Annotated in this window: 22 protein-coding genes; 16 read left to right on the forward strand and 6 right to left on the reverse strand. The window is 71.8% G+C overall.

The genetic code is table 11. The annotated features are described in order from the left end of the window. Positions 1–117: 117 nt before the first annotated feature. Positions 118–723 carry a response regulator transcription factor gene (locus OHB04_RS31820; protein ID WP_326691087.1) on the forward strand — a complete coding sequence of 202 codons (606 nt, stop codon included), beginning with the start codon at positions 118–120 and terminating at the stop codon, positions 721–723. A gap of 48 nt (positions 724–771) precedes the next feature. Here the strand turns inward: OHB04_RS31820 and OHB04_RS31825 are convergent, their stop codons facing one another. The 3 genes from OHB04_RS31825 to OHB04_RS31835 all read right to left on the reverse strand — a co-directional run bounded on the left by OHB04_RS31825 (position 772) and on the right by OHB04_RS31835 (position 4,734). Further along, positions 772–2,046, reverse strand: a complete 1,275-nt coding sequence (locus tag OHB04_RS31825; protein ID WP_326808808.1) for a sensor histidine kinase — start codon at positions 2,044–2,046, stop codon at positions 772–774. Between the two features lie 74 nt (positions 2,047–2,120). After that, on the reverse strand, positions 2,121–4,376 hold the full coding sequence (locus OHB04_RS31830; RefSeq protein WP_326691089.1) for a TOMM precursor leader peptide-binding protein: 2,256 nt from the start codon (positions 4,374–4,376) through the stop codon (positions 2,121–2,123). Positions 4,377–4,380: 4 nt separating this feature from the next. After that, positions 4,381–4,734 carry a hypothetical protein gene (locus tag OHB04_RS31835; RefSeq protein WP_326691090.1) on the reverse strand — a complete coding sequence of 118 codons (354 nt, stop codon included), beginning with the start codon at positions 4,732–4,734 and terminating at the stop codon, positions 4,381–4,383. Positions 4,735–5,049: 315 nt separating this feature from the next. Between OHB04_RS31835 and OHB04_RS31840 the strand changes: the two genes are divergently transcribed. The 3 genes from OHB04_RS31840 to OHB04_RS31850 all read left to right on the forward strand — a co-directional run bounded on the left by OHB04_RS31840 (position 5,050) and on the right by OHB04_RS31850 (position 7,938). Next, positions 5,050–5,901 (forward strand): AfsR/SARP family transcriptional regulator, encoded by an 852-nt coding sequence (locus OHB04_RS31840; RefSeq protein WP_326691091.1) that lies wholly within the window; start codon positions 5,050–5,052, stop codon positions 5,899–5,901. Positions 5,902–6,138: 237 nt separating this feature from the next. Then, entirely contained in the window at positions 6,139–7,053 is a 915-nt protein-coding gene (locus tag OHB04_RS31845; RefSeq protein ID WP_326691092.1) for a thioesterase II family protein, read from the forward strand. Positions 7,054–7,080: 27 nt separating this feature from the next. Beyond that, positions 7,081–7,938: an AfsR/SARP family transcriptional regulator gene (locus tag OHB04_RS31850; RefSeq protein ID WP_326691093.1), complete on the forward strand. Its 858-nt coding sequence runs from the start codon at positions 7,081–7,083 to the stop codon at positions 7,936–7,938. Positions 7,939–8,213: 275 nt separating this feature from the next. On the opposite strand, the gene OHB04_RS31855 is transcribed toward OHB04_RS31850, so the two are convergent. Together OHB04_RS31855 and OHB04_RS31860 are read right to left on the reverse strand one after the other, a co-directional pair. Next, entirely contained in the window at positions 8,214–9,596 is a 1,383-nt protein-coding gene (locus OHB04_RS31855; RefSeq protein ID WP_326691094.1) for a hypothetical protein, read from the reverse strand. Beyond that, positions 9,596–11,038 (reverse strand): DUF6002 family protein, encoded by a 1,443-nt coding sequence (locus OHB04_RS31860; protein ID WP_326808809.1) that lies wholly within the window; start codon positions 11,036–11,038, stop codon positions 9,596–9,598. The genes OHB04_RS31855 and OHB04_RS31860 overlap by 1 nt, the downstream gene beginning before the upstream one ends. 315 nt (positions 11,039–11,353) lie before the next feature. Between OHB04_RS31860 and OHB04_RS31865 the strand changes: the two genes are divergently transcribed. From OHB04_RS31865 to OHB04_RS31895, 7 genes are all read left to right on the forward strand, one after another. Next, positions 11,354–12,607 (forward strand): aldehyde dehydrogenase family protein, encoded by a 1,254-nt coding sequence (locus tag OHB04_RS31865; protein ID WP_326808810.1) that lies wholly within the window; start codon positions 11,354–11,356, stop codon positions 12,605–12,607. A 149-nt stretch (positions 12,608–12,756) separates the two neighbouring features. Further along, the gene (locus OHB04_RS31870; RefSeq protein WP_326808811.1) at positions 12,757–13,095 is read left to right on the forward strand and encodes a TcmI family type II polyketide cyclase; all 339 of its coding nucleotides are present in this window, start codon (positions 12,757–12,759) and stop codon (positions 13,093–13,095) included. Next, positions 13,092–13,352 carry an acyl carrier protein gene (locus OHB04_RS31875; protein WP_326691098.1) on the forward strand — a complete coding sequence of 87 codons (261 nt, stop codon included), beginning with the start codon at positions 13,092–13,094 and terminating at the stop codon, positions 13,350–13,352. Before OHB04_RS31870 ends, OHB04_RS31875 begins: the two co-directional genes overlap by 4 nt. Further along, positions 13,349–14,116, forward strand: coding sequence for an SDR family NAD(P)-dependent oxidoreductase (locus OHB04_RS31880; protein ID WP_326691099.1), 768 nt, complete (start codon positions 13,349–13,351; stop codon positions 14,114–14,116). Before OHB04_RS31875 ends, OHB04_RS31880 begins: the two co-directional genes overlap by 4 nt. After that, positions 14,116–14,496, forward strand: a complete 381-nt coding sequence (locus OHB04_RS31885) for a TcmI family type II polyketide cyclase (RefSeq protein WP_326691100.1) — start codon at positions 14,116–14,118, stop codon at positions 14,494–14,496. Before OHB04_RS31880 ends, OHB04_RS31885 begins: the two co-directional genes overlap by 1 nt. Positions 14,497–14,500: 4 nt before the next feature. Further along, positions 14,501–14,962, forward strand: a complete 462-nt coding sequence (locus tag OHB04_RS31890) for an anthrone oxygenase family protein (protein ID WP_326808812.1) — start codon at positions 14,501–14,503, stop codon at positions 14,960–14,962. A gap of 115 nt (positions 14,963–15,077) precedes the next feature. After that, a complete protein-coding gene (locus tag OHB04_RS31895; RefSeq protein ID WP_326691102.1) occupies positions 15,078–15,293 on the forward strand; it encodes a hypothetical protein in 216 nt (71 codons plus the stop codon). Positions 15,294–15,418: 125 nt separating this feature from the next. On the opposite strand, the gene OHB04_RS31900 is transcribed toward OHB04_RS31895, so the two are convergent. After that, entirely contained in the window at positions 15,419–16,099 is a 681-nt protein-coding gene (locus OHB04_RS31900) for a GntR family transcriptional regulator (protein ID WP_326691103.1), read from the reverse strand. Between the two features lie 115 nt (positions 16,100–16,214). Here OHB04_RS31900 and OHB04_RS31905 point away from each other — a divergent pair, with 115 nt between their 5' ends. The 5 genes from OHB04_RS31905 to OHB04_RS31925 all read left to right on the forward strand — a co-directional run bounded on the left by OHB04_RS31905 (position 16,215) and on the right by OHB04_RS31925 (position 21,235). After that, entirely contained in the window at positions 16,215–16,982 is a 768-nt protein-coding gene (locus OHB04_RS31905; RefSeq protein ID WP_326691104.1) for a sulfite exporter TauE/SafE family protein, read from the forward strand. Next, positions 16,972–18,324, forward strand: a complete 1,353-nt coding sequence (locus OHB04_RS31910; RefSeq protein ID WP_326808813.1) for an amidohydrolase family protein — start codon at positions 16,972–16,974, stop codon at positions 18,322–18,324. Before OHB04_RS31905 ends, OHB04_RS31910 begins: the two co-directional genes overlap by 11 nt. Positions 18,325–18,394: 70 nt before the next feature. Further along, positions 18,395–19,639 (forward strand): MFS transporter, encoded by a 1,245-nt coding sequence (locus OHB04_RS31915; RefSeq protein WP_326808814.1) that lies wholly within the window; start codon positions 18,395–18,397, stop codon positions 19,637–19,639. Continuing rightward, the gene (locus tag OHB04_RS31920) at positions 19,636–20,346 is read left to right on the forward strand and encodes a fumarylacetoacetate hydrolase family protein (protein WP_326691108.1); all 711 of its coding nucleotides are present in this window, start codon (positions 19,636–19,638) and stop codon (positions 20,344–20,346) included. Before OHB04_RS31915 ends, OHB04_RS31920 begins: the two co-directional genes overlap by 4 nt. Beyond that, positions 20,336–21,235, forward strand: a complete 900-nt coding sequence (locus OHB04_RS31925) for a polysaccharide deacetylase family protein (protein WP_326691109.1) — start codon at positions 20,336–20,338, stop codon at positions 21,233–21,235. The genes OHB04_RS31920 and OHB04_RS31925 overlap by 11 nt, the downstream gene beginning before the upstream one ends. Positions 21,236–21,244: the final 9 nt, after the last annotated feature.

A 21,244-nucleotide genomic window follows, 5' to 3' on the forward strand; every position in this document is an offset into this window, starting at 1 on the left:
TGTTGGGCCTTGGCCTCGGGTTGTGGTCAAGCCGGTGTTGGCGGGGACTTGAGGCGGTATTGTCACCTCCCGAACTGTCACACGACAGACCGGCCGAGTCCGCGGGGGAACTCGACGATGATCTCAGTGGTGCTCGCCGAGGACATGCACATGGTCCGCGGCGCCCTGGTCGCGCTGCTCGACATCGAGAGCGACATCGAGATCGTCGCCGAAGTCGACTCCGGCGGCGACATCCTGCCCACTGTCTTCGCGCACCGCCCCGACGTCGCCGTCATCGATATCGACCTGCCCGGCATGGACGGGCTCACGGCCGCCGCCGAGGTGCACGAGAAGCTGCCGTCCTGCCGCACCCTGATCCTCACCAGCCTGGGCCAGCCCGGCAACCTGCGCCGCGCCCTGGAGGCCCACGTCTCCGGCTTCCTGCTCAAGGACGCCCCGCCCAGCAAGCTCTCCGACGCCATCCGCCGGATCCACGTCGGTGAGCGGGTCATCGACCCCGAACTCGCCCTGGACGCCTGGTCGGCACGGGAGAACCCGCTCACCGCGCGCGAGACCGAGGTCCTGCGGCTGGCCGCCGAGGGCGCCGAGGCCGCCGACATCGCCGGGCGGCTCTTCCTGTCGGTGGGGACCGTGCGCAACTACCTGACGACGATCGTCATCAAGCTCGGCGCGCGCAACCGCGTCGACGCCCTGCGCATAGCCCGCGAACAGGGCTGGCTGTAGGGCCCGGCGTCGCACCGCGCTCAACGCGCGGCCGGCCCGCGCGCACCGCTACACCGCGCTGGACAGCCGCGCGTGGGCCCCGGGGTCGCCGGGACGGGAGGAGGGAGTCAGCGGAACACGTGCCTCCAGGTGGAAGCAGCCGTCGTCGGCCTCCCGCGCGCTCAGCGTGCCGCCGATCGCGCCGACCCGCGCCGACAGGTTCCCTATGCCACTGCCGCCTTCGGTGTCCGGCGCCGGAGTCGTCGGGTCCGCCGGATCGGGGCGCGGTTGCACCCCGTCGTTCACCAGCCGCAGCACCGCGCAGCCCGCGTCACCGCTCACCGTGATCACGCACTTGCGTACCTTGCTGTGCCGCAGGATGTTGGTGACCCCCTCCCGCAGCACGGTCGCCAGGACCGTGCCCACCGCCTCGGGTATCCGATTCAGCGAGGTGTCCACCTCGGCCTCGATCCCGGCCGCCTCGAACACCGAGACGGCGGAGGAGACTTCGGCGGGCAGCGAGATGTTGCGGTAGCTGCGCGCCACGGCCCGCACATCGGCCAGTGCCTGCCGGGAGACCTCCAGCACCGAGGTCACCTCGTTCTTCGCCCGCACCGGGTCGCCGTCCACCAGCCGGTGCGCCAGCTCGCTGCGCAGCGTGATCGCCGAGAGGCTGTAGCCCAGCAGGTCGTGCAGGTCCCGGGCGAAGCGCAGCCGTTCCTGCTCGACGGCCAGCCGGGCGATCTCCTGCTGGGCCGCGCGCAGCCGCATCACCATCTGCGAGAGCAGCGTCAGCCCGACCACCATCGCCGTCGTGGTCATGCTGGAGACCCCGATGTAGACGCCTTCCATACCGCTGAAGCCGTACAGCGACGTCAGCCAGAAGACGCTGCCCCAGACGGCGAGCGTGAGCACCCACGACCACGGGCGTCGTAAGGACAGCAGCACCGAGCCGGCCAGCAGCCCCGGCAGGCTCACCCACGAGGCCCCCATCAGTGCCACCGGCGCGTACACCAGTACGGCCTGCACCCACAGCAGGGTGTGGACCTGCCTCCGGCGCAGCGGGGTGACCCGCGGCGCCGAGCGCATGATCTGAGTGACGAACAGGCCGATGAGGGCGGCGGCTCCCCCCAGGACCTGTAGGAGGGAACCGCCGATGGTCAGCAGGTGGAGGGTCGCCGAACTGAGAAAGCCGCACAGCGTCACCACCAGCAGGATCAGCGCTATACGCGAGGCCGAGCGGGTGTCGGGGCCATCAAGGTCCCGCTGCCGCGATCCCAGGACCGCGTCGTAGGCGCGTCTGCTCCACAGCGGTCCGTTGCGTGCTTGCTTCGCCTTCCCCACCGTGCGTCTCCCCGTGGCCTTGCCGCCCCTTGCCCGGATAGTAGGCGCGCTGTCGCCGACCGTTAGCGCCATTACTAGACAAAGACCGGGATCGGATTGAGGCCGTCGTACGGAGTCGGCGCCGGCTGACGGCCGAGTTGCACCGGTACGTCGTACAGCCTGCCATCCGCGAAGCGTGCCCAGAAGTGCCGGAGTCCGGGCACCATCACCTTGACGACGGGAATCCCGAGGTCGGGCCGGGTCTGGTCCAGCACCAACAGCTCCATCCCCCGCGCACGCACCAGCGCCTCGGCGGTGAGAACGTCATCGAGCAGATCCTCGCGCGGGGTGTAGGGGAAGTCCCCGCACACCCGGGCCGGAGCCTCCGGATCCGGCAGCAGATAGGGCTGGTTGGCCACCGTTCTTCGCGTGCACCAGTCGAGCAGCTCGGGGTCCTCGGCCGTGGTCCGCGCGTCCAGCATGCCGGGCAGCAGCTGGTTCAGCTCCGTCACGGCACGGCGCATCGCGACCCCCGGGTCGAAGTGAGCGCCGAAGCCGAACGCGATGTCCTCGCGCGGCCCTTCGGTGATCCGGGAGAGCGCGGCGACAACCGGCACCCCCAGGTCCGAGGTCAGGTCGAGCGCCCATATCTCGCGCCCCAGCCGCCCGTGCTGCTCCCGCGTCGCGGTCAGCCACGGGTCGGCGAACGAGTCCAGATCCAGGCCCGGCACCCGCGAGCGGTTGTACCACCACAGGGCCACCGCGTCCCGCTCCACCAGCTCGAAGAAGCCCTGGAGCACGGCGTCCTCCAAACTGGCGCCCGCCGCGTTCCCGTTGGAGTCGGCCCGCACGTAGCAGGCCCCGGAGGGCCCCGGCGCCGAGTAGTACAGCATTCCGGTCGGCAGCATGCGGTGCGTGCCATGGGTCACCGACCACACCGGGGTCCAGTCGATGACGGCGTCCTCGTCCAGCGGATCGCACACGTACTGGAACGCCGGGTGCGCCCCGTTCCAGCGCAGCCGGTCGGTGAACTGCCGCTCGTGGTAGAGCTGGCACTGGTTCGGGTGCACGGCCCGCGTGCCGAGGTCGCTCAGCCGCGCGGCCGTGCGCGGCTCGTCCCCGTGATAGGTGGCCGAATACCGCTCCAGCGCCTCACACAGCGCCCCCACCTTCGCGTCCAGTTCGCTGACGCCCTTGCCGCCGCTCTGCGCGCGCAGCGCGTGCCGCAGTCCGCGCAGGCCACGGCCGACGACCGCCGGATTCGAGCCCGACAGATAGGAGTTGAGGAACTCGGGGCAGCGCGGATCGCGCCGCAGCGTGTGCACCACCCCGGTGACCTCGCCCACCAGATACTCGTACCGCTCCAGGATCTGCCGGGACGGCAGCGCCCGGTGCCCGCCGCCGCCCTGTTCGAGCTTGGGGCGCGAGGTGAGGCGTACGGGGCGCCGCACCTGCTTGGTGACCAGCAGCGGATCGCCGCACTCCGCGCACTGCGGACGGCGCTCCACGCGGTGCTGCTTGGTGACCAGACACAAGCTGTCCAGCGTGCACACGGCGTGCTGGCTCTCGTGCCGGAATCCGGCCAGCCACTTCGACGCCTGGAGCGCCACCATGTGCAGCGCCGTCGCATGGCTGGCGCCGGTCGCCGCGCGGGGCGGGGTGGGCGGGGCCGCCATGCCGAGGGCCTCGCCCAGATACAGCTCCGATTGCCGGTGGTGGCGCACCCGGTGGGACAGACACTGCCAGCAGGCCCCCGCGGCCGGCTGGAAGACGGGCCCTATCCACGCGGTGACCCCCGAGGGCTTGGCCAGCAGCCACGGCGTGCCCGCCAGCCGCTGCTCCCGGTCGATTCCGGCCAGGTCGGGGGAGAGGTAGTCGTCGCACAGGACGACGGTGAGCGTATGGCCCCCGCCCTCGTCGACGGTCAGTCCGGCGGCGGTGAGCGCCTGTGCTCCCCCCGCGCCGGCCCCGGCCGTCAGGTCCTTGAGCAGGACACGGGCCGAGGCCATCTCCTCGCGTGCCCGGTCCCCGTGCAGTCCGGCGCACTCCCAGAACGCCGCTTCCGCGTCCTGGGAGGCGCCCTGCGGGGGCGGGGCGAAGCGGTCCACGAGACCCGCCCTGGTCAGCTGGGCGAGCAGGCCCCCCAGCACGGCGGGGCTCAGCTTTCCTCTGGCGTCCCTGACCAGCGCCGCGAGGTCCCGGCTGCCGTCCAGCAACGGGGCCAGCACGGCGACGGCTTCACTGCCGATGGCGGTGACGCCCTGCTCGGAGACGAGGTAGGTCGCGTCTCCGGGCACCACGACGGGGGTCAGGTGGCGTCGGAAGGCCACCCGGGAGAGCGCGGCATCCACCGATTCACCGGAGGGTGTCGCGCCGGACGGGGGCAAGGTCGCGGGGATCGTCGGAGACCCGGCAGACCTGTGACCCGGTGAGGCGGGGGGCGACCAGCACGGGGTCGTGCGGGTCGAGGCTGGTGATCGTCAGCTCGCCGCCGGTGTCGGCAGGCAGGGCGGGGATCGGGGTGTGTTCGTCGGTACGGATGCCGAACTCCGCGAGCACGCCGTGCGGTTCGACGGCGTAGCGTACGGCCAGCGTCGGGTCGAGGTAGCACTGCGCGGTCAGTTCGGCGAAACGCCAGTCCTGGTCGACGGAGCCGGTCCCGGGCTGCGGGCGGTTGACGGTGACCTTGGAGAGTGCGTGACCTGACATCGTGACTTCTCCCGTCGTGTGGGGAACCCTGTGTAACCGTCTGATGTGGGGAATGGCCCGATCGTGAGGGTCGGTGGCGCATCAGCAGTGTGATCGGGCACACAAGTGAAGGGCCAGTGGAGGGGTCATGAACCTCCATGTGAAGAATTCATGGTCGACTCTGCCGCGATATCCGCCCCAAGATCGTGAGTTACTCACTGTCGCACCCGTGGAGCGGATGGGATTCTCCTGAACGGGTCTCTCCCCTGGGGCCCGTCGGACCCGGTCGCGGGGATGCGGACCGGGTGCGGCCTGACAGCCAACGGGAGGCACCACATGCACATCAGGGTGCTGGGAACTCTGCACGCTGAGACGGCAGGAGCCTCGATCGTGCCGAGCGCGGCCAAACCGCGGCAGATCCTGGCCCTGCTCGCCCTGAACAGCCGGCACATCGTGCCGGTGCCCGACCTCATGGAAGAGGTCTGGGGCGCGAATCCCCCACGCAGCGCGCCCACCACACTCCAGACGTACATCCTCCAGCTGCGCCGCAGGCTCCGCACCGCACTGGGCGAGCCCGCCGGAGACGGCGCGGGGCCCGGCGGCCGGGACGTGCCCGGCGACAAGGACATCCTGGCCACCCGGCACGGCGGCTACCAGCTGGAGGTCGCCGAATCCGACGTCGACGCCCTGGAGTTCGAGCGGCTGACCCGTGCGGGTCACTCCGCCTTCGAGACGGGCGACATGGCCAAGGCGTCCCACCTGCTGACCTCCGCGCTCGCCCTGTGGCGGGGACCGGCGCTCGCCGATCTGCCGCACGGAAAGCACCTGGCCATCGAGGTCACCAGGCTGGAGGAGAGCAGGCTGGGCGCCATCGAGCGGCGCATCGCCGCCGACCTTCGGCTCGGCCGGCACCGCGAAGTGCTCGGCGAACTGTGCGCGCTGCGCGGTCGCTACCCGCTCTACGAGAACCTCCACGCGCTGCTGATGATCGCCTTTCACCAGGACGGCCGGTCCTCGGACGCCCTCATCGCCTTCAAACGGCTGCGCGGCACCCTGGTCGAGGAGCTGGGCCTGGAGCCCTCCCCCCGTCTCGACCGTCTCCACCAGGCAATTCTCCGTGGCGAGGACGCGCTCAGCGCCTGGAGCGACCCCGCCGGGGCCGGCGAGGCGGCCGGGATCGCAGGGTGAGGGCCAGGGCCGGTCGCCGGCGGCGCGCGGTGATCACCCGCCGGGCGGCGCGCGGTTGAACCATCCGCGCCGGGGGCGGCGGCGCCCCGGCGCCCGCCCCGGCGCGCGGCGGGCGACGGCTCAGGGCACCTCCTGCGCCGGGTCCACCTCCCTTCAAGCCGTCGTCCAGCGTCGATCGTGAGGATCGGGCCCTCAACGACGCCGGTCCGGGTCCGGGCCGGCAGGAAGGGGGAGGGCATGAACGCGTATCTGGGCGTGGCTCCCGGCCGAAGGGCGGGCGAGGCCGGACACCCCGGCGCGCCACTGCGTCTCTTCTGCTTCCACCACGCCGGTGCCGGAGCGCTCACCTTCGCCCGCTGGAAGCGCGAGTTCACCCCCGACGTGCACGTCCTGCCGGTGCGGCTGCCCGGCCGGGAGACCCGCCTGCGCGAGCCCCGCATCACCGAGGGGCCGCTCCTCCTGGACGAACTCGACACCCACCTGGGCCCGCTGCTGGAAGAGCCGTACGCCTTCTACGGGCACAGCCTCGGCGCGCTGGTCGCCTACCGCTTCGCCCAGTACCGGCAGCGCACCGGGCAGCGCGGGCCCGCGCTGGTCGGGCTCGGCGCCTGCCCGCCGCCGCACCTGCCGACCCCGCTGACCGAGCACAGGAGCCTGTCGGACGAGGGCCTGCTGGCCGCGCTGAACCGTTACGGCACCCTGCCCTCCTACCTGTTCGAGCGCCCGCGCTGGCTGAGCACGCTGCTGTCGACCACGCGCGATGACCTTCACCTGGCGGCGAGTCTGCGCGAGGGCGCGGGGGAGCGGCTGACGTGCCCGGTGCACGCCTTCGCCGGAACCGAGGACGAGGTCGCCACGGCGTCCGCCGTCGCGGAATGGCGCCGCTACACCAGCGGCCCCTTCGCGCTGCACACCGTCCCCGGTGGTCACTTCTTCGTCCGGGAGGCCGTGTTGCCCGAACTGCTCGCCGCCGAACTGCGCCACCGCACCCGGCCGCACCCGCGGCCCGCGAACAACGACAACGACAACGGCAACGACAACGGCAACGACAGCGACAACGAGGTACACAGCGAGATGCACAGGGCCGACGACATCAACGCCGACGGCAGACACAGCACCAACAAGGCGCGGATAAGCCATTTATCCGTGTAGTGCGAAGTGAACCGAAGGGAGCAGGAGATGGACATCAGCGTGCTGGGGCCGTGCAGGGTCGTCCAATCGGGGGTCTCCGTCGTCCCGACCGCGGTCAAACCGAGAAAGGTGCTGGCGCTGCTCGCGCTCTATCCGGACCAGGTGGTCTCCGTGGCCTCACTGGTGGAGGAGCTGTGGGGCGAGTCCCCGCCGCGCAGCGTGCAGACCACGCTCCAGACCTATGTGCTCCAACTGCGCAACCTGATCGCCGCGGCGCTGGGCGACCGCCTGCCCGCCGACCTGCCGAACGGCGCCAAGAGCGTTCTGGTGACCGAGTCCGGCGGCTATCTGCTGGACACCCAGGGCGGCATGGTCGACGTGTCGGAGTTCGAACGCCTCTCGGGCGCCGGACACCGGGCGCTGGAGGCGGGCGACTTCGTGGGCGCCTCCTCCTCCTTCCGCCGGGCCCTGGAGCTGTGGCGCGGACCCGCGCTCGTGGACGTGCAGTGCGGGCCCCTCCTGGAGATCGAGGCCACCAGGCTGGAGGAGTCCCGGCTGGGCATCCTCAACCAGCGCATCGAGGTCGACCTCACCCTGGGCAGACACCACGAGCTGGTCGGCGAACTGTCCGGCCTGGCAGCGCAGCACCCCATGCACGAGGGCGTGCAGGCACAGCTGATGCTCGCCCTCTACCGCTCGGGCAGGCGCGGCAACGCGCTGGAGGTCTACCAGCGGCTGCGGGGCGTGCTCTCGCGGGAACTGGGCCTGGACCCCTCGCCCGACCTCCAGCGGCTCCAGTGCGCCGTGCTGGACTCATCGGTCGAGCTGGAGCTGACCCGTATCGCACCGGAGACCGGCTTCAGCGGCAGCGGAGGGCCGCTGCGGGCGCTCCGTGGCAGCCACTGAACGGTTTTGCTGAAGTCCCACGCGGTTCGCTCGTGCCCCGAAGGGGCTCGGGGCTGTGTCACATGCGGCGCCGCCGCGCGGGCGCGACCAGCCTGGGGGTACCTCCCTGCTCGAAGAGCTTGGGGGAGCAGCCGCAGCCGAACGACGGCACCCTGGCGCCGCCGCACGTGCCCCGAAGGGGCGCGGGGAACTGCGCGACCAGCCACGACGAGGTCGCAGCCGAACGACGGCACCCCGCGGCACTCCCCACGGAGCGCATAGGGCGTCCGGGTGCCCTAGCGGCCGGCGTCCCGCGTCCAGGCAAGCACCGCGTTCTGCGACGTGGCGCCGTCCTCCAGACGGCTGCGGACCCAGCAGCCGCCGGGCCGGCCGCCGAACAGCATCGGGCTGAGCACCGGGGCGAGCCGGGACATCCAGGTGGTGTCCCCGTCGGTCAGCTCCACGAGCGTGCCCGCCGGTTCGACGTACTCCTGAACCACACTGTCGCCCTCCCGGAAGGCGCGCTCCACGGCCGCCGCCCATACCCGCGCGCCGCACTCGCGGCCCACCAGCGGCGGGCGGCCCGCCGCGCGCACGGCGCTCTTGAGCACGAACCGCTCGCGCTCGCCCCACAGCAGCCCCGGCAGCTCCTGTTCGGTGCCGTGCCACCGGGTACGGCCCGCCACGCTGATCCGCGTCCACGGCAGCCAGCGGTCCACCAGGCCGCGCTCGCCCCGCGTCATCCAGGGCAGGCCCTCGGACACCAGCGCCAGCGCCTTCTTGTTGTCCAGCAGCCCGCCGCTCTGCGGCGGCAGGAGAAGCAGCCCCGCCCGCTGCGCGGCCCGTACGGGCTCCACCCGCGCGCCGCCCTGGGACCGGTCGCCGGGCGCGAAGGCGCGCAGGCCCAGCGGATAGCGCAGCTTGCCGGGGCGGCCCAGCGCACCGGGCAGCTCCTCGGGCGCGAAGAGCGCGGCCTCGAAGCCGCGCGCGCGGAAGTGCTCCAGATCCCGTTCGGGAAGGCGTTCGGGTAGGTGGCCGGGGAAGCGGTCGGGGAAGCGGCCGTCCCCGGGCCGTGCCGTCCCGCCCGGCGGCGCGATGACCGCCAGCGCGCGGGGCAGGCCCCTGCGGGTGCACACGTCCTCGAACGCTGCGGCGCGTGCCGCCAGCGGGTCGTGCCCGGTGAACGGGGGCCGCCCGTCCTCGGTGTGGGTGCGCCGCCATACGCGGGTGAAGGCGTGGGTCTCATGGGGGCCGCCGAACGCGTCGCCGACGTCGAACCCGAGCAGTTGCGGGCCCGCCTCGCCGACGACGATGTCGGCGCGGGCCATCATCGCGCAGTAGTCGGTCTCGGTGTTGTCCAGCCCGGAGAACAGCGGATGGTCGGCCGGATCGGCGCCCAGCGCCACCAGCCGTTCCGGCCAGGTCGGGCCCAGCGAGAGCACGGCCCTGCGCACCAGCCCCAGCAGCACCTTGCCGACGACGAACAGCTCGTCGTAGGAGCGCCGGGGCAGCACGAACGGCTGGGCGGGCAGCGCGCCCGCCAACTCCACACCCAGCCCCGCCAGTTCACCGCGCAGCCCGGCGGCCACCTCGGCTGCGGAGTGGGTGCGCGCCAGGGAGGGCGCGGGCCGCCGGGGGGCGTGGAAGAAGGGGTGGGCGCCCCGCGCCGGAGCTGTCATCAGTGCCGCCCGTCCGGGTCGACGGCGGCGGCCACGACGGTGTGCAGCTCGCCCGCGGAGTCCGCGTAGCGCGCGTGCGCGGCGGGCAGCGGGGTGAGCTCGTCCTCGCTGTAACAGCCGGTGCCGTGCACCAGTACCTCGGGCGACTCCAGCAGCCCTCGGTCCACCGCGTTCAGCACCCCCGTCATCGCCATCACCAGCGCCCACTCCCGCAGCCGGCCGGGGTCCTCGGGCAGCTCGATACCGGCGGGGCGCAGCATCGCGCGCACCGACGGGTAGCGGGCCAGGCACTCGTAGCGCGAGACGACGATGCCGCCGCCCCCGCCCGCCCGTACTGCGGCCGTCATCTCCGCGGCCGTGTCCGGGAAGCGCACATAGAACGTGGGGTCGACTTCCTCCTCCGGCGCGTACGTCGTGCGCGGGAAGTGCGGGTCCTCCCGCTGCTGGTGGAGGCGACGGGTCCGGTCCCAGGTGTAGGAGGGCAGCCCGTCGCGGGAGAACGAGCCGGTCAGCGCGTGCAGCACCAGGCCCGGGGTGCGCGGGTGCTGCACCATGAAGTAGCGCGGCGCCGGGCCGTCTTCGGGCTCCGCCAGCGTGGTGCCCAGCTGGTGCCCCAGCAATCCGGTGGCGGTGGCGACGGCCTGTGCGTGGACGCGGCCTCGAGGCGGCGCGGGCGGCAGCGACTCCCGCTCCAGCAGGGCTCGTACCGTGGCGGCGGCCCGGTGGTCGGCGGGGTGGGCGCCCCACCACAGCGCGCCGCCGGTCCGGACGCGCAGCCAGGTGGTGTGCGCCTGGTGGTAGTCCCGGGCCAGTCCCCGCACGCCGGCCGGCTCCGAGCCGTGGTAGACGACCAGCGGGTTTCGGCGCCGCAGCTCCGGGTGCTCGTCGAGCGTGGAGCCCCCCACCTTGTCGCGGGAGCGTGCGGGCACCAGGCAGACGGCGCGGAGCTGGTCGGGCCCGGCCAGCCCGCACAACTGGGCGCGCAACACCGCGTCCCGCAGCGCTGTGGCCCCGTTGCCGGAGGAGGGCGCGAGCAGGGTGACGGGCTCGCCGGTGCTGCGGATGTGCTGGACGGCGCGGGCGACCGTCACCAGCGCGCCCTGGGTGTCGGCGGTACGCGAGGCGGGGTGGCGGCGCAGGTCCAGCAGGTGCAGCCGGGCCGACCTGTAGTCCGGCAGCCGCACCACGGACGCGGCGGAGGCCGCGAGGAACTCCCGCATGGGGCCGTCCAGTTGAGGCAGCGCGGTGTCGTCGGCACCCGCGTCGGGCGGCGCCGCGCCGCGCTCGTGCAGCGTGCGCATGGCGGTGCGCACAGCCAGGCGCACGGTCTCCCAGTGGCGCACCAGCGGAGCCTCTTCGGCCCTCACCGGCTCAGGGGTCTGCGCCGGCACGGGCGGCCCGGAAGCCGTCCCGGCGCGGCCGGGGGTATGGGCGAGCGTCATGGTCGTCTGCCTTCTGCTTCTCGGCTCCGCCGTCCTGGCGCGGAGCGGGAAGGGGCAATGCGAAGGGAAACGGCGCGCGGGGCACGGAAATGGCCGGAAAGAGCGTCACCAGAATTCTTTCCGTATTCCGTCTGCGATTGTTCCCTTTCCCTTTTCCTTTCGCTTCCGCTGCGAGCGCTGGACAATGAGTCGCCGGGCTGATTATTCTGGGAACAACTCCCGGTCGGCGCCGGGTTTTTCTGCGGAGGGGCAGAAAAACCTAACCCGGCGGGCTCAAGGACGAGTTGAGACCGCCCGCGTGCGAGGAGCCTCCCGATGAGCCAGCCGTCCATGCCCGTGCTGGAGTCCTTCACCCGTGCCTGGCCCGACCTCGAAGCGGCACACGAAAGAGCCATGAAGGCCGCCTCCGTGCTGCTCGGGTGCCGCGACGAGCTGCTGGCCGTGCTGACCCGGGTCGCCACCTACAGCAGCGCCCGCGACGAACTGCTGCGCTCCGTCGGCACGCTGTCGGGCGCCCCCTGGGAGCTGGCGCGCAACTGCCCGCCACAGCTGAACCGGCTCTCGGTCATCCTCCCGCCGGACAACGTCCTGTACTCCTACGTGCTCCACGGCCTGGTGCCCGCGCTGTACTGCGACGAGGTCGTCATCCGTCCCTCGGCGCACATCCGCGACACCGCCTACGGGCTGCACAAGGCGATCACCCGCAAGCTCCCGCCGGACCTGGCCGCGCGCATCCGGCTGTCCGACGCCTCCGCCGCCGCCTTCGGGCCCGTGTGCGCCGAGTCCGACGCGGTGGTCGTCACCGGCGGCCACGACAGTGCCCGGCAGCTGATGGCCGACGTCGGCGAGAGCCCCCTCGTCCTCCTCGCCGGATCGGGCCCCAACCCGCTGATCGTCGGCCCTCGCACCGACCCTTCGGCGGCCTGCCGGACGGTCCTGCGCACCCGGCTCCACAACTCCGGCCAGGACGCGCTGTGCCCCGACGTGCTCTTCGTGCACCGGCTGCGGCTCGACGCGCTGGTCGAACAGCTGCGCGCGGAGCTGTCCGTACTCACCGTCGGCGCCCGCAGCTGGCCGGACGCCGTGCTCACCTCGCTCGTGCACCCGGAAGCGGTGGAGCGCACGGCCGCGTTCCTGGCCGAGCACGCCGGCTGTCTCGTCGCGGGCGGTACGGCCGACCCCGAACGGATGCTGGTGGAGCCCTCGCTGCTCGTCTTCGACGAGGACGCCGCCTTCCACCCGCCCGAGCTGCTCGCGCCCGTCTTCTGCGTCGTGCCCTACGAGGACCCCGAGATGCTGCGCGAGTGGGCGCGGGCGCCCGAGGAGCTGGAGCGCGGCATGTACGCCTCCGCGCTCGGCGAACCCCGGCTGACCGGCGAGACGCTGGGCACCGCGGTCCTCACCCGCAACGCCACGGCGCTGGACGCCAAGGACGGCAACCAGCCCTTCGGCGGCTACGGAGCGCGCGCCAGCGCCGTGCGCCGCGACGGCAGGATCATCGGCAGGCCGCTGCTGCTCTCCCAGGAGGCGGCCCTGCGCCGCTCCGTGATCACCGGCCCGCTGCGCTGAGCGCCGCCCCAGCGTCGGGCGGGGCCGTGGGCACTTGGATCGAGCGGAACCCGCAGCCGGATCGAGCGGGGCTGTAGAGGCCGCTGGCACGCTGCGCGCAGCCCGCCAGATGCGGACTTCTCCCAGCCCTTTCCCGAAGGAGGCCGACGGTGGCGCACCGGACGCTCATCGTGGCGCGGATGGAGCCAGGCAAGGCCGACTCCATCGCCAGCATCTTCCAGGAGTCGGACGCGAGCGAACTGCCCCACATGGTGGGCGTCTCGCGGCGGACGCTCTTCACGTTCCACGACCTGTACTTCCACCTCGTCGAGGCCGACGAGGACATCACCCCCAACCTCTACCGCGCCCGCAGCCACCCGCTCTACGACGACATCAACACCCGCCTCGCGCAGTGCGTGTCGCCCTACGACCCGAACTGGCAGGAGCCCAAGGACGCGATGGCCAACCCGTTCTACGTCTGGACGAAAGAGGGAGGGAGGATCCAGTGAGCGAGTTCACCCAGCGCGAGCTGGCCGACAAGCTGCTCGAGTGCGCCGGTGAGTCCGAAGGGGTCGACCTGACCGCCGAGGACGCACTCGACGTGCCCTTCATCGACCTGGGATACGACTCCCTGGCGCTGCTCCAGGTGACCGGCGTCATCAAGCGGGAGTACGGCGTCGAGCTGTCCGACGACGCCGTCGTCGAGGCGGAGACGCCCCGGCTGCTGCTCAAAATGATCAACGCGAGTCTGCCCGAGGCGGCATGAGCGCCGGCGAGGCCCAGGCAACCGTGCCGGGTCCAGGGCTGGCGGGCAAGCGGGTCCTGGTAACCGGCGGCACCCGCGGCATCGGCCGGGCCACGGCCCTCGCCTTCGCCGCCGCGGGCTCCCGACTGGTGGTGGCACACCGCACCACGGGTGAGGACGCCCGCACGCTGGCGGACGAGCTGAGCGCGAGCGGCGCCGAGCACCACCTGGTGCGCGCCGACGTGAGCACCAAGGAGGGAGCCGAGCGCCTGGCCGAGGCGTGCGGCACCCACCTGGAGGGCCTGGACGTCCTGGTCAACAACGTCGGCGTCGACGGGCACAGCAAGTTCGCCGACCTGGACGAGGCCGAGTGGCACCGGCTGATCGACAGCAACGTCACCTCGGCCTACCTCGTCACCCGCGCGACGCTCGACCTGCTCGCCGACGGCGCCTCCGTCATCAACGTCGGCGCCTCGGTCGCGCTGCGCGGCCGGGCCTTCGGCGTCCACTACTCCGCCTCCAAGGCGGCACTCGTCGGCTTCGGCCGTGCGCTGTGCAAGGAGGTCGGAGCGCGCGGGATCCGCGTCAACACGGTGGCGCCCGGCGTCACCGAGACCGAGCCCGGCGGCGGGCTGCCGCCCCAGCTCGTCGAGCGCCTCGCCGGTATGACCGCGCTGGGCCGGCTCGGCAGCCCCGCCGACGTGGCCGGCGCCGTCCTCTACCTCGCGGGCGACGCCTCCCGCTATGTCACCGGGGCCACGATCACAGTCGATGGAGGAATCTGATGCCGTACGCGGCGATCACATACCGGGTCAAGCCCGGCCACGAGGAGGAGATCGCGGAGATCTTCGCCGCTTTCAAGCGCGTCGACACCCCCGAACTGCCCGGCGACGACGGCCAGGCGGCCGGGCGGCTGCTTGGCACCGGCGTGTTCATCAAGGACGACGTGATGGTGCGCGTCATCCACTACGAGGGCGACTTCGCCGCCGTCGGCAAGCACATGGCCACGCAGAAGGGGGTGCACGTGCTGGAGGAGAAGCTCCAGCCCTACCTCTCCGAGGAGCGCGACACCTCCTCGCCCGCGGCCTTCGCGGCGTACTTCCGCGACGCGACGATGCGGTCGATCGCGCAGCTCACCGTCGACACCCACCCCGCGGGGGCCTGAGGCGATGAGCGTGGACGAGGTGCTCGGTACCGCCGTGCTCCTCGGCAGCGGCGTCACGGCGGGGGTGCTCTTCGCCGTGGCGCTGAGCGTGCTGCCCGCGCTCTTCGCGATGCCGACGGGAACGTATGTGTACGCGCACAAGTTGCTGGGGCGCAACTGGGATCCCACGATGCCGGTCGTCGTCCTGTCGTCGACGGGGCTTGCCGTCGCGCTGGCCGTCGTGGCCGACGGGGTGGGCGCGCGGACTCTTTTTGCCGTCGCCTCGGTGCTGCTGCTCGGCGTTTCCGCCGTCTCCCACCTGGCCAATGTGCCGATCAATCGGCGGGTGAAGGCGGTTGAGGACCCGGAGGTCCTGCCCGCCGACTGGGAGGACCCGCGGCCGTTGTGGCGGCGGTGGCATTTGCTGCGGACCGTGCTTGCCGTGCTGGCGCTTTTGCTCAACGCCGTCGGGGTCGCGGTCCTTTAGAGAGCCCCTGCCCGGCCCTTTCCCGTTTGTGGGCCCGTCCGCCTTGAGCCGGACCACAAGGTCGTCATTCGTACTGGTCATACGGTGGCGCCAGCAGCAATGGGCCCAGAGACCCGTGCCGCACACCCAGCCCAACAGGCTCGACGGCACGTTCGGCCCCCAGGTGCGCTTCCAGGCCCTCGCGCCGGACGCGGAGCGCAACAATCCGGCGTACGGCTACCAGTACTTCGGCGAGGTCGACATCGACGGCTCGTCCGAGGTCATGACCGTACGGCTGCGCGACATCGACGGGAAGGTGCTCCACTCCGTGGGAATCGACCCGCAGCGCTGAGGAATCCGCAGAACCAGCAAGGCCGCGGGCCGGGACGCGCCGTTCACGTCCCGGCCTTCAGTCCGGGCTCTGGCTCGGCGACGAGGCCGCAGGCGCGCAAGGGCCGCGCCTGGGCCGGCAGCCGGTCACCCCCGGCCGTGGGCGTCGCTGTAGACGCGCATCGCCGACAGGATGTGCTCCTCCGCGGCGCGGCGGGCGGCGTCCTCGTCTCCAGCGATCATGGCTTGGCATATTTCGTGGTGCTGGGTGAGTACGGTGCGCGCCCACTCTCCGTCGGAGAGGTTCGACACCGTGGAGATCGCGATGCGGTCCCACACCCGGTGCAGCGCATCCGTCAGGAAGACGTTGCCGGGAGCTTGGCCGAATGCCCGGTGGAAGGCCAGGTTGGCCCGTGCCGATTGCTTCGCGTCGCCCTCCGCGACCGCTCGCTCCACTTCCTCCGCGGCCTTCTCGATGGTGCGGAGGTGCGCAGGCGCGATCTGCCCGGCTGCTTGCAGGCGGGCGGTCTGGGCCGCGGCGAGCCCTTCCAGCGCGGCGCGCAGATCGTAGAGCTGCTCGATCTCGGCGCTGCTGAGCGTCGCTACCGCGACACCGCGCGCCATGGGTACGACGAGACCGTCCGCCTGTAGCCGGCCCAGTGCCTCGCGCACCGGCGTGCGGCTCACTCCGAGCTCATGCGCCAAGGCGGCCTCGGTGAGCCGCTCGGCCGGTGCGAGCTCCCCTTCGGCGAAGCGTCGGCGCAACGTCAGATACACGGTGTCGGCGCTGCTCGCCGCCGGGTTGGAAAGCGATCCGATGTGTTCCACGGGTCAGAGCATACAGGGCATACGTTGCATGCAAAGAGTGCGTCCGATCATGGATCACTCGTTGACATGCATTGCATGCAATGCATACCTTCCCTGCGGAAGGGAGGTGGTGGACGTGGCGGTGACCGATCTGTGGGAGCTCGGGCTCCTGGCCGTGGTCGGCCTGCTGGCCGGCGCTGTGAACGCGGTGGCAGGCGGGGGCTCGATGATCTCTTTCCCCGTGCTGGTGGCCGTGGGTGTCCCGCCGGTCACGGCGAACGTCACCAACTCTGTCGCGGCCCTGCCTGGCTACCTCGGCGGCTCGCTCGGCTACCGGGCCGAGCTGGCAGGCCAGGGCCGGCAAGTCGGCAGACTCGCCCTGGTCGGGGTGCCCGGCGCGATCGGCGGGGCGCTCACCTTGCTCGCGGTGAGCGACGAGGTGTTCCGCGCCGTCGTGCCGTGGCTGGTTCTCGCGTCCGCCGTGATGCTCGCCGCGCAACCCCGGCTCGCCGCCTTGGCAGCGCGGCGCGGTGCCGGGCCGAACCGGATCGGACTGCTGTCCTCGCAGTTCGTGGTGGCCTTCTACGGCGGCTTCTTCGTCGCAGGGCTCGGCATCGTCATGCTGGCGGTCCTCGGCGTGTTCCTGACCGGCACGACACATCGACTCAACGCCCTCAAGGGCGTGCTCTCGCTCATCGTCGGGTCGGTGTCCGCTCTCGCGTTCGTCGCTCTCACCTCGGTGGCCTGGGGCCCTGCCCTGCTCCTGGCCGTCACCGGACTCGTCGGCGGCCGACTGGGCGTGTGGGCCGCGCGGCGCATATCGCCGTCGGCACTGCGCCGGGCGGTCGCCGTGTGGGGTGTGGGTGTCGCCACAGCACTGGAAGTGAGCTTGCATGTTTCCTGAATCCGAAGACCTGCCCGAGCGTCAGGAGCTGGTCCTGGCCGGCGTCACTGCGGTCACGATGGACCCGCGACTGGGCGACCTTGAGCACGCGACGGTGATCGTGACCGATGGCGTGATCACCTCGGTCACCGCCGACGCGCACGCGGCCACCCCACCCGGCGCCACGGTGATCGACGGGAGCGGACTCATCGCGTTGCCCGGCTTCGTCGACACGCACTGGCACCTGTGGAACAGCCTGCTGCGCGGCTCCGTCAGCGACGCGCCCGGCCGCGACTACTTCGCCGTCAAGCGCGCGCTCGGCCCGCACCACGACCTTGAGGACTTCTACTGGGCCGCCCGGTTCGCTCTCGCCGAGGCGGTCACCGCCGGCATCTCCACCGTGCACAACTGGGATCACAACGTCCGCTCGCCCGAGGACGCTGATGTCAACGTCAGCGCCCAGCTCCATGCCGGCGTCCGCGGCCGGTTCTCGTACGGACCGCGCGACTCCACCCCGGCCGACGAGTCGATGGACCTCGACGACCTCCGGCGCTTCTCCGCGCGCTGGCCCGCCGAGCGGCTCGACGGCCTGCTGGACTTCGGTGTGGCGCTGCGCGGCCCCTACCGCACGCCGGCCCGGGTCTGCCGGAGCGAATGGGGAGCCGCCCGTGAGCTGGGCCTGCCGATCACCATGCACTGTGACCGCTGCCTGCGCGAGGAGGGCTGCCGTTCCTGCGGCCTCACCCGGCTCGCCGACGAGGACCTGCTCGGACCCGACGTGCAGATCGTGCACGCCGTCCACGCCTCGCCGCCCGACGTCGCCGCGCTGGCCGCCACCGGCACGCGCGTGTCGCTCAGCCCGATCACGGAGCTGCGCACCATGGGCTTCCCCCTGTTCAGCGAGTTGTTCAAGGCTGGGGTGCCCGTGTCGTTGTCGACGGACACCCTGGCCATGCCGACCGCACCTGATGTGTTCACGACGCTGCGCACCGTGGAGGCCGTCGAAGCCGCCCGAACCGGGTCGTCCGAGGTCACGCCGCGCCGGCTGTTGCAGATGGCAACGCTCGAGGGCGCGCAGGACCTCGGCCTCGGCGACGTGACCGGGTCGATCACCCCCGGCAAACGGGCCGACCTGCTGCTGGTCGACGCCCGCACCCCCAACCTCCTGCCGTCGGGCGACCCGGCCGAGGCGCTGGTCCGGCAGGGCCGAGCCACCGACATCGTCACGGTCGTCGTCGACGGCCGGGTACTGCTCGACCGGGGCCGGCTCACCCAGCCCTCGGCGCGAGCCGCGATCTCCGGCGCCGATGACCGCCGCGACGTGCTCGTCGCGCGGGCCCGTGCCGCCGGTGACTGGAAATGAGGTCTTCCATGGCAGCTCCTCCCGCACAGCCACAGTTCTCCCGCGGCGACAACGATCCGGCGGTGCACGGATGACCATCAGTGCGGCATCGGCCCGGCCCGCGCCCCCCGCCGTCGTGGGCGCCCCCGCTGTCGCCATGTACGGACTGCTCCTGCTGGCGTACTCGGTGAACGCGATGGACCGGATGGTCTTCCCCGTCCTGCTCTCCGAGGTCCGGCAGGAATACGGATTCAGCCTCGACCAGTCCGGCTTGCAGTCCACGATCTTCGCCCTGGGAATGGGGATCGTCGGCATACCCGCCGGAATCGCACTCGCCCGCTTCGGCCGCAAGTTGCTCGTCGTCATCGGCACCGCCGCCTTCTCCGCCGCGACCGTGCTGACGGTCTTCAGCACCGGCTTCGCCGACATGCTGGTCTGGCGGGTGCTCTCCGGTGTCGGTGAAGCGCTGCAACTGGCCGCGATACTGACCGTCGCCGCAGGAGCCTTCCCACGTCACCGGGGACTGGCGATCGGGGCCGTGAACATGGCGTTCGCCACCGGCTCGGTCGTCGGGCCCGTGGCGGCAACCGCTCTCCTGGACCATTACGGCACATGGCACGCGCCGATGTTCGCGTTCGGCGCGCTGGGCCTGCTCGTGACCATCGCGGTGGTCTTCTTCGTGCCGCGCCGGTTCACCGAGGCGACCGGCGAGCAGACGCGGGAGCACACTGTCGGCGGGTCCCGTTCGGTCCTGAGATGGAATCCGATGCTGCTCGCCGCCATCACCGTGCTGTTCGGTCTCGCCGACTTCGCCTACATCGGCCTCTACGCGACCTACCTTCGCGACGAACTCGGCTTCACCTCGGGCCAGGCCGGTCTCGCCGTCGGGCTGTCCGGGCTGGCCGCGTTCGCCTCGCCACTCGGCGGCTGGCTCACCGACCGGGTCGACCCGCGCGTCTGCCTCGGCTCGATGAACACGCTGGCCGCCGCGGCGGCAGCCGCGCTGTTCCTCGGCCCGCACGATCCGGCCTGGCAGGCCGTGCTCTCGTTCCTGTTCGGGCTGTTCGCCAGCGGCGGGGCGTACGTCGCCCTCGCCGGCCTGCTGGTGAAGTCCGTTCAACCCGCCATCGCGGGACATGGCTCGGGCATGTTCATCACCTGCGTCTACGTTGCCGCCGGCGTCTCCGGCTGGGTCTTCAGCCGGTTCGTGGCCGCCCTCGGGTGGACCGGTGCCGGACTCGTGCAGATCACCGGCTTCTCCCTGGCCGGCGCGCTGCTCGCCCTGCTGCTGCGCCCGGCCCTGTTCAGCACCACAGCCCGATCGGAGTTCTCATGACGCTGCTGTTCACGCCACCGACCGTGTCGGTGCCCGTCTCCGGAATCGCCGAGCGTTTCCCCGTGCGCCGGGTCTACTGTGTCGGCCGCAACTACGTCGACCACGTCCGCGAGATGCGCGAGGGCGACGAGCGGGACGACCCGTTCTTCTTCCAGAAGCCGGCTGACGCGGTCGTCGGCGGCGACACCCCGGTGCCCTACCCGCCCCGCACCTCCGACTTCCAGTTCGAGGGCGAACTCGTCGTGGCGATCGGCGCCGAGGGCGTCGACGTACCTGCGGCGCAGGCGCTGGAGCTGGTGTTCGGCTTCGCGGCCGGTATCGACCTGACCCGCCGCGACCGTCAGCGTGACTGCCGGGAGCGGCGGATCTCCTGGGAGGCCGGCAAGGCATTCGACGCCTCCGCGCCGTGCGGGCCGATCACCCCCCGCGAGTCGGCGGGCGACCTCGCCACGGCCGAACTGCGGCTCGCGGTCAACGGCGAGGTCCGCCAGCGCACCCCGCTCGCGCTGATGATCTGGAACGTCGCCGAGATCATCGCTCACCTGTCCACCGACTACCGGCTCCGCGCCGGCGACCTTGTCTACACCGGCACACCCGCCGGCGTCGACTCGCTCGTCCCGGGGGACGTCGTCCGCGCCGAAGTCAGCGGCCTCGCACCGCTGTCCGTCACCATCACCGAGAACGGGAGTCACCACGATGCCCGGTAACGCCGGCATGAAGCCCACCGAGCGGATCGACTACGACCCCGTCGAGGGGCGCGCTGCCCTGCACCTTCCGGACGGGGCACGCGTAGCCGTCTGGCTCATCGTCAACATCGAGGAGTGGTCGGACACCGAGCCGATGCCGCGCACCGTACTCTCCCCGCCGGCCGGCGGGGTGCCCTCGCCGGACGTACCGAACTGGGCCTGGCACGAGTACGGCAACCGAGTCGGATTCTGGCGGATGCTCCGGGTGATCGACCAGCACGGCATCCCCGCGGTCCTCGCCGTCAACGGCTCCGCGATCACCGCCTACCCGCAGATCACCGAGGCCGCCCTCCGGCGCCGGTGGGAGTTCATCGGCCACGGCTTCACACAGAAGAACATGCAGAAGGTGCCCGACGAGCGGCTCGACATCCAGCGCACCCGCGACGCGATCACCACCGCAGCGGGCAAGCCGCCCCGCGGCTGGCTCGGCCCAGGTCTCACCGAGACCTGGGAGACCCCCGACCTGTTGGCCGAAGAGGGCTACGAGTACGTCTGCGACTGGGTGCTGGACGACCAGCCGACCCAACTGCGCACCCGCACCACTCCCATCGTCAACGTGCCCTACACACAGGAGTGCAACGACGTGGCGATGATGCTCATCCAGCACCACGCCGCCGACGAGTACCGGCGCCGTGCCGTCGACCAGTTCGATCAGCTCCTCGCCGACGCCCGCGCCGACGGCTCCGCGCGCGTCATGGCACTGGTCGTCCACCCCTACATCATGGGCGCGCCACACCGGCTGAAGTACCTGGACCTGGCCCTGCAACACATCCGCAGCCACGCCGAGGCGACCTTCTGCACAGGCGGGCGGATCCACGACTGGTATACCGGCCGGACCGCCGCAGAGTGACGATCCCGA

Source organism: Streptomyces sp. NBC_01775, assembly GCF_035917675.1.
Lineage (GTDB): Bacteria > Actinomycetota > Actinomycetes > Streptomycetales > Streptomycetaceae > Streptomyces.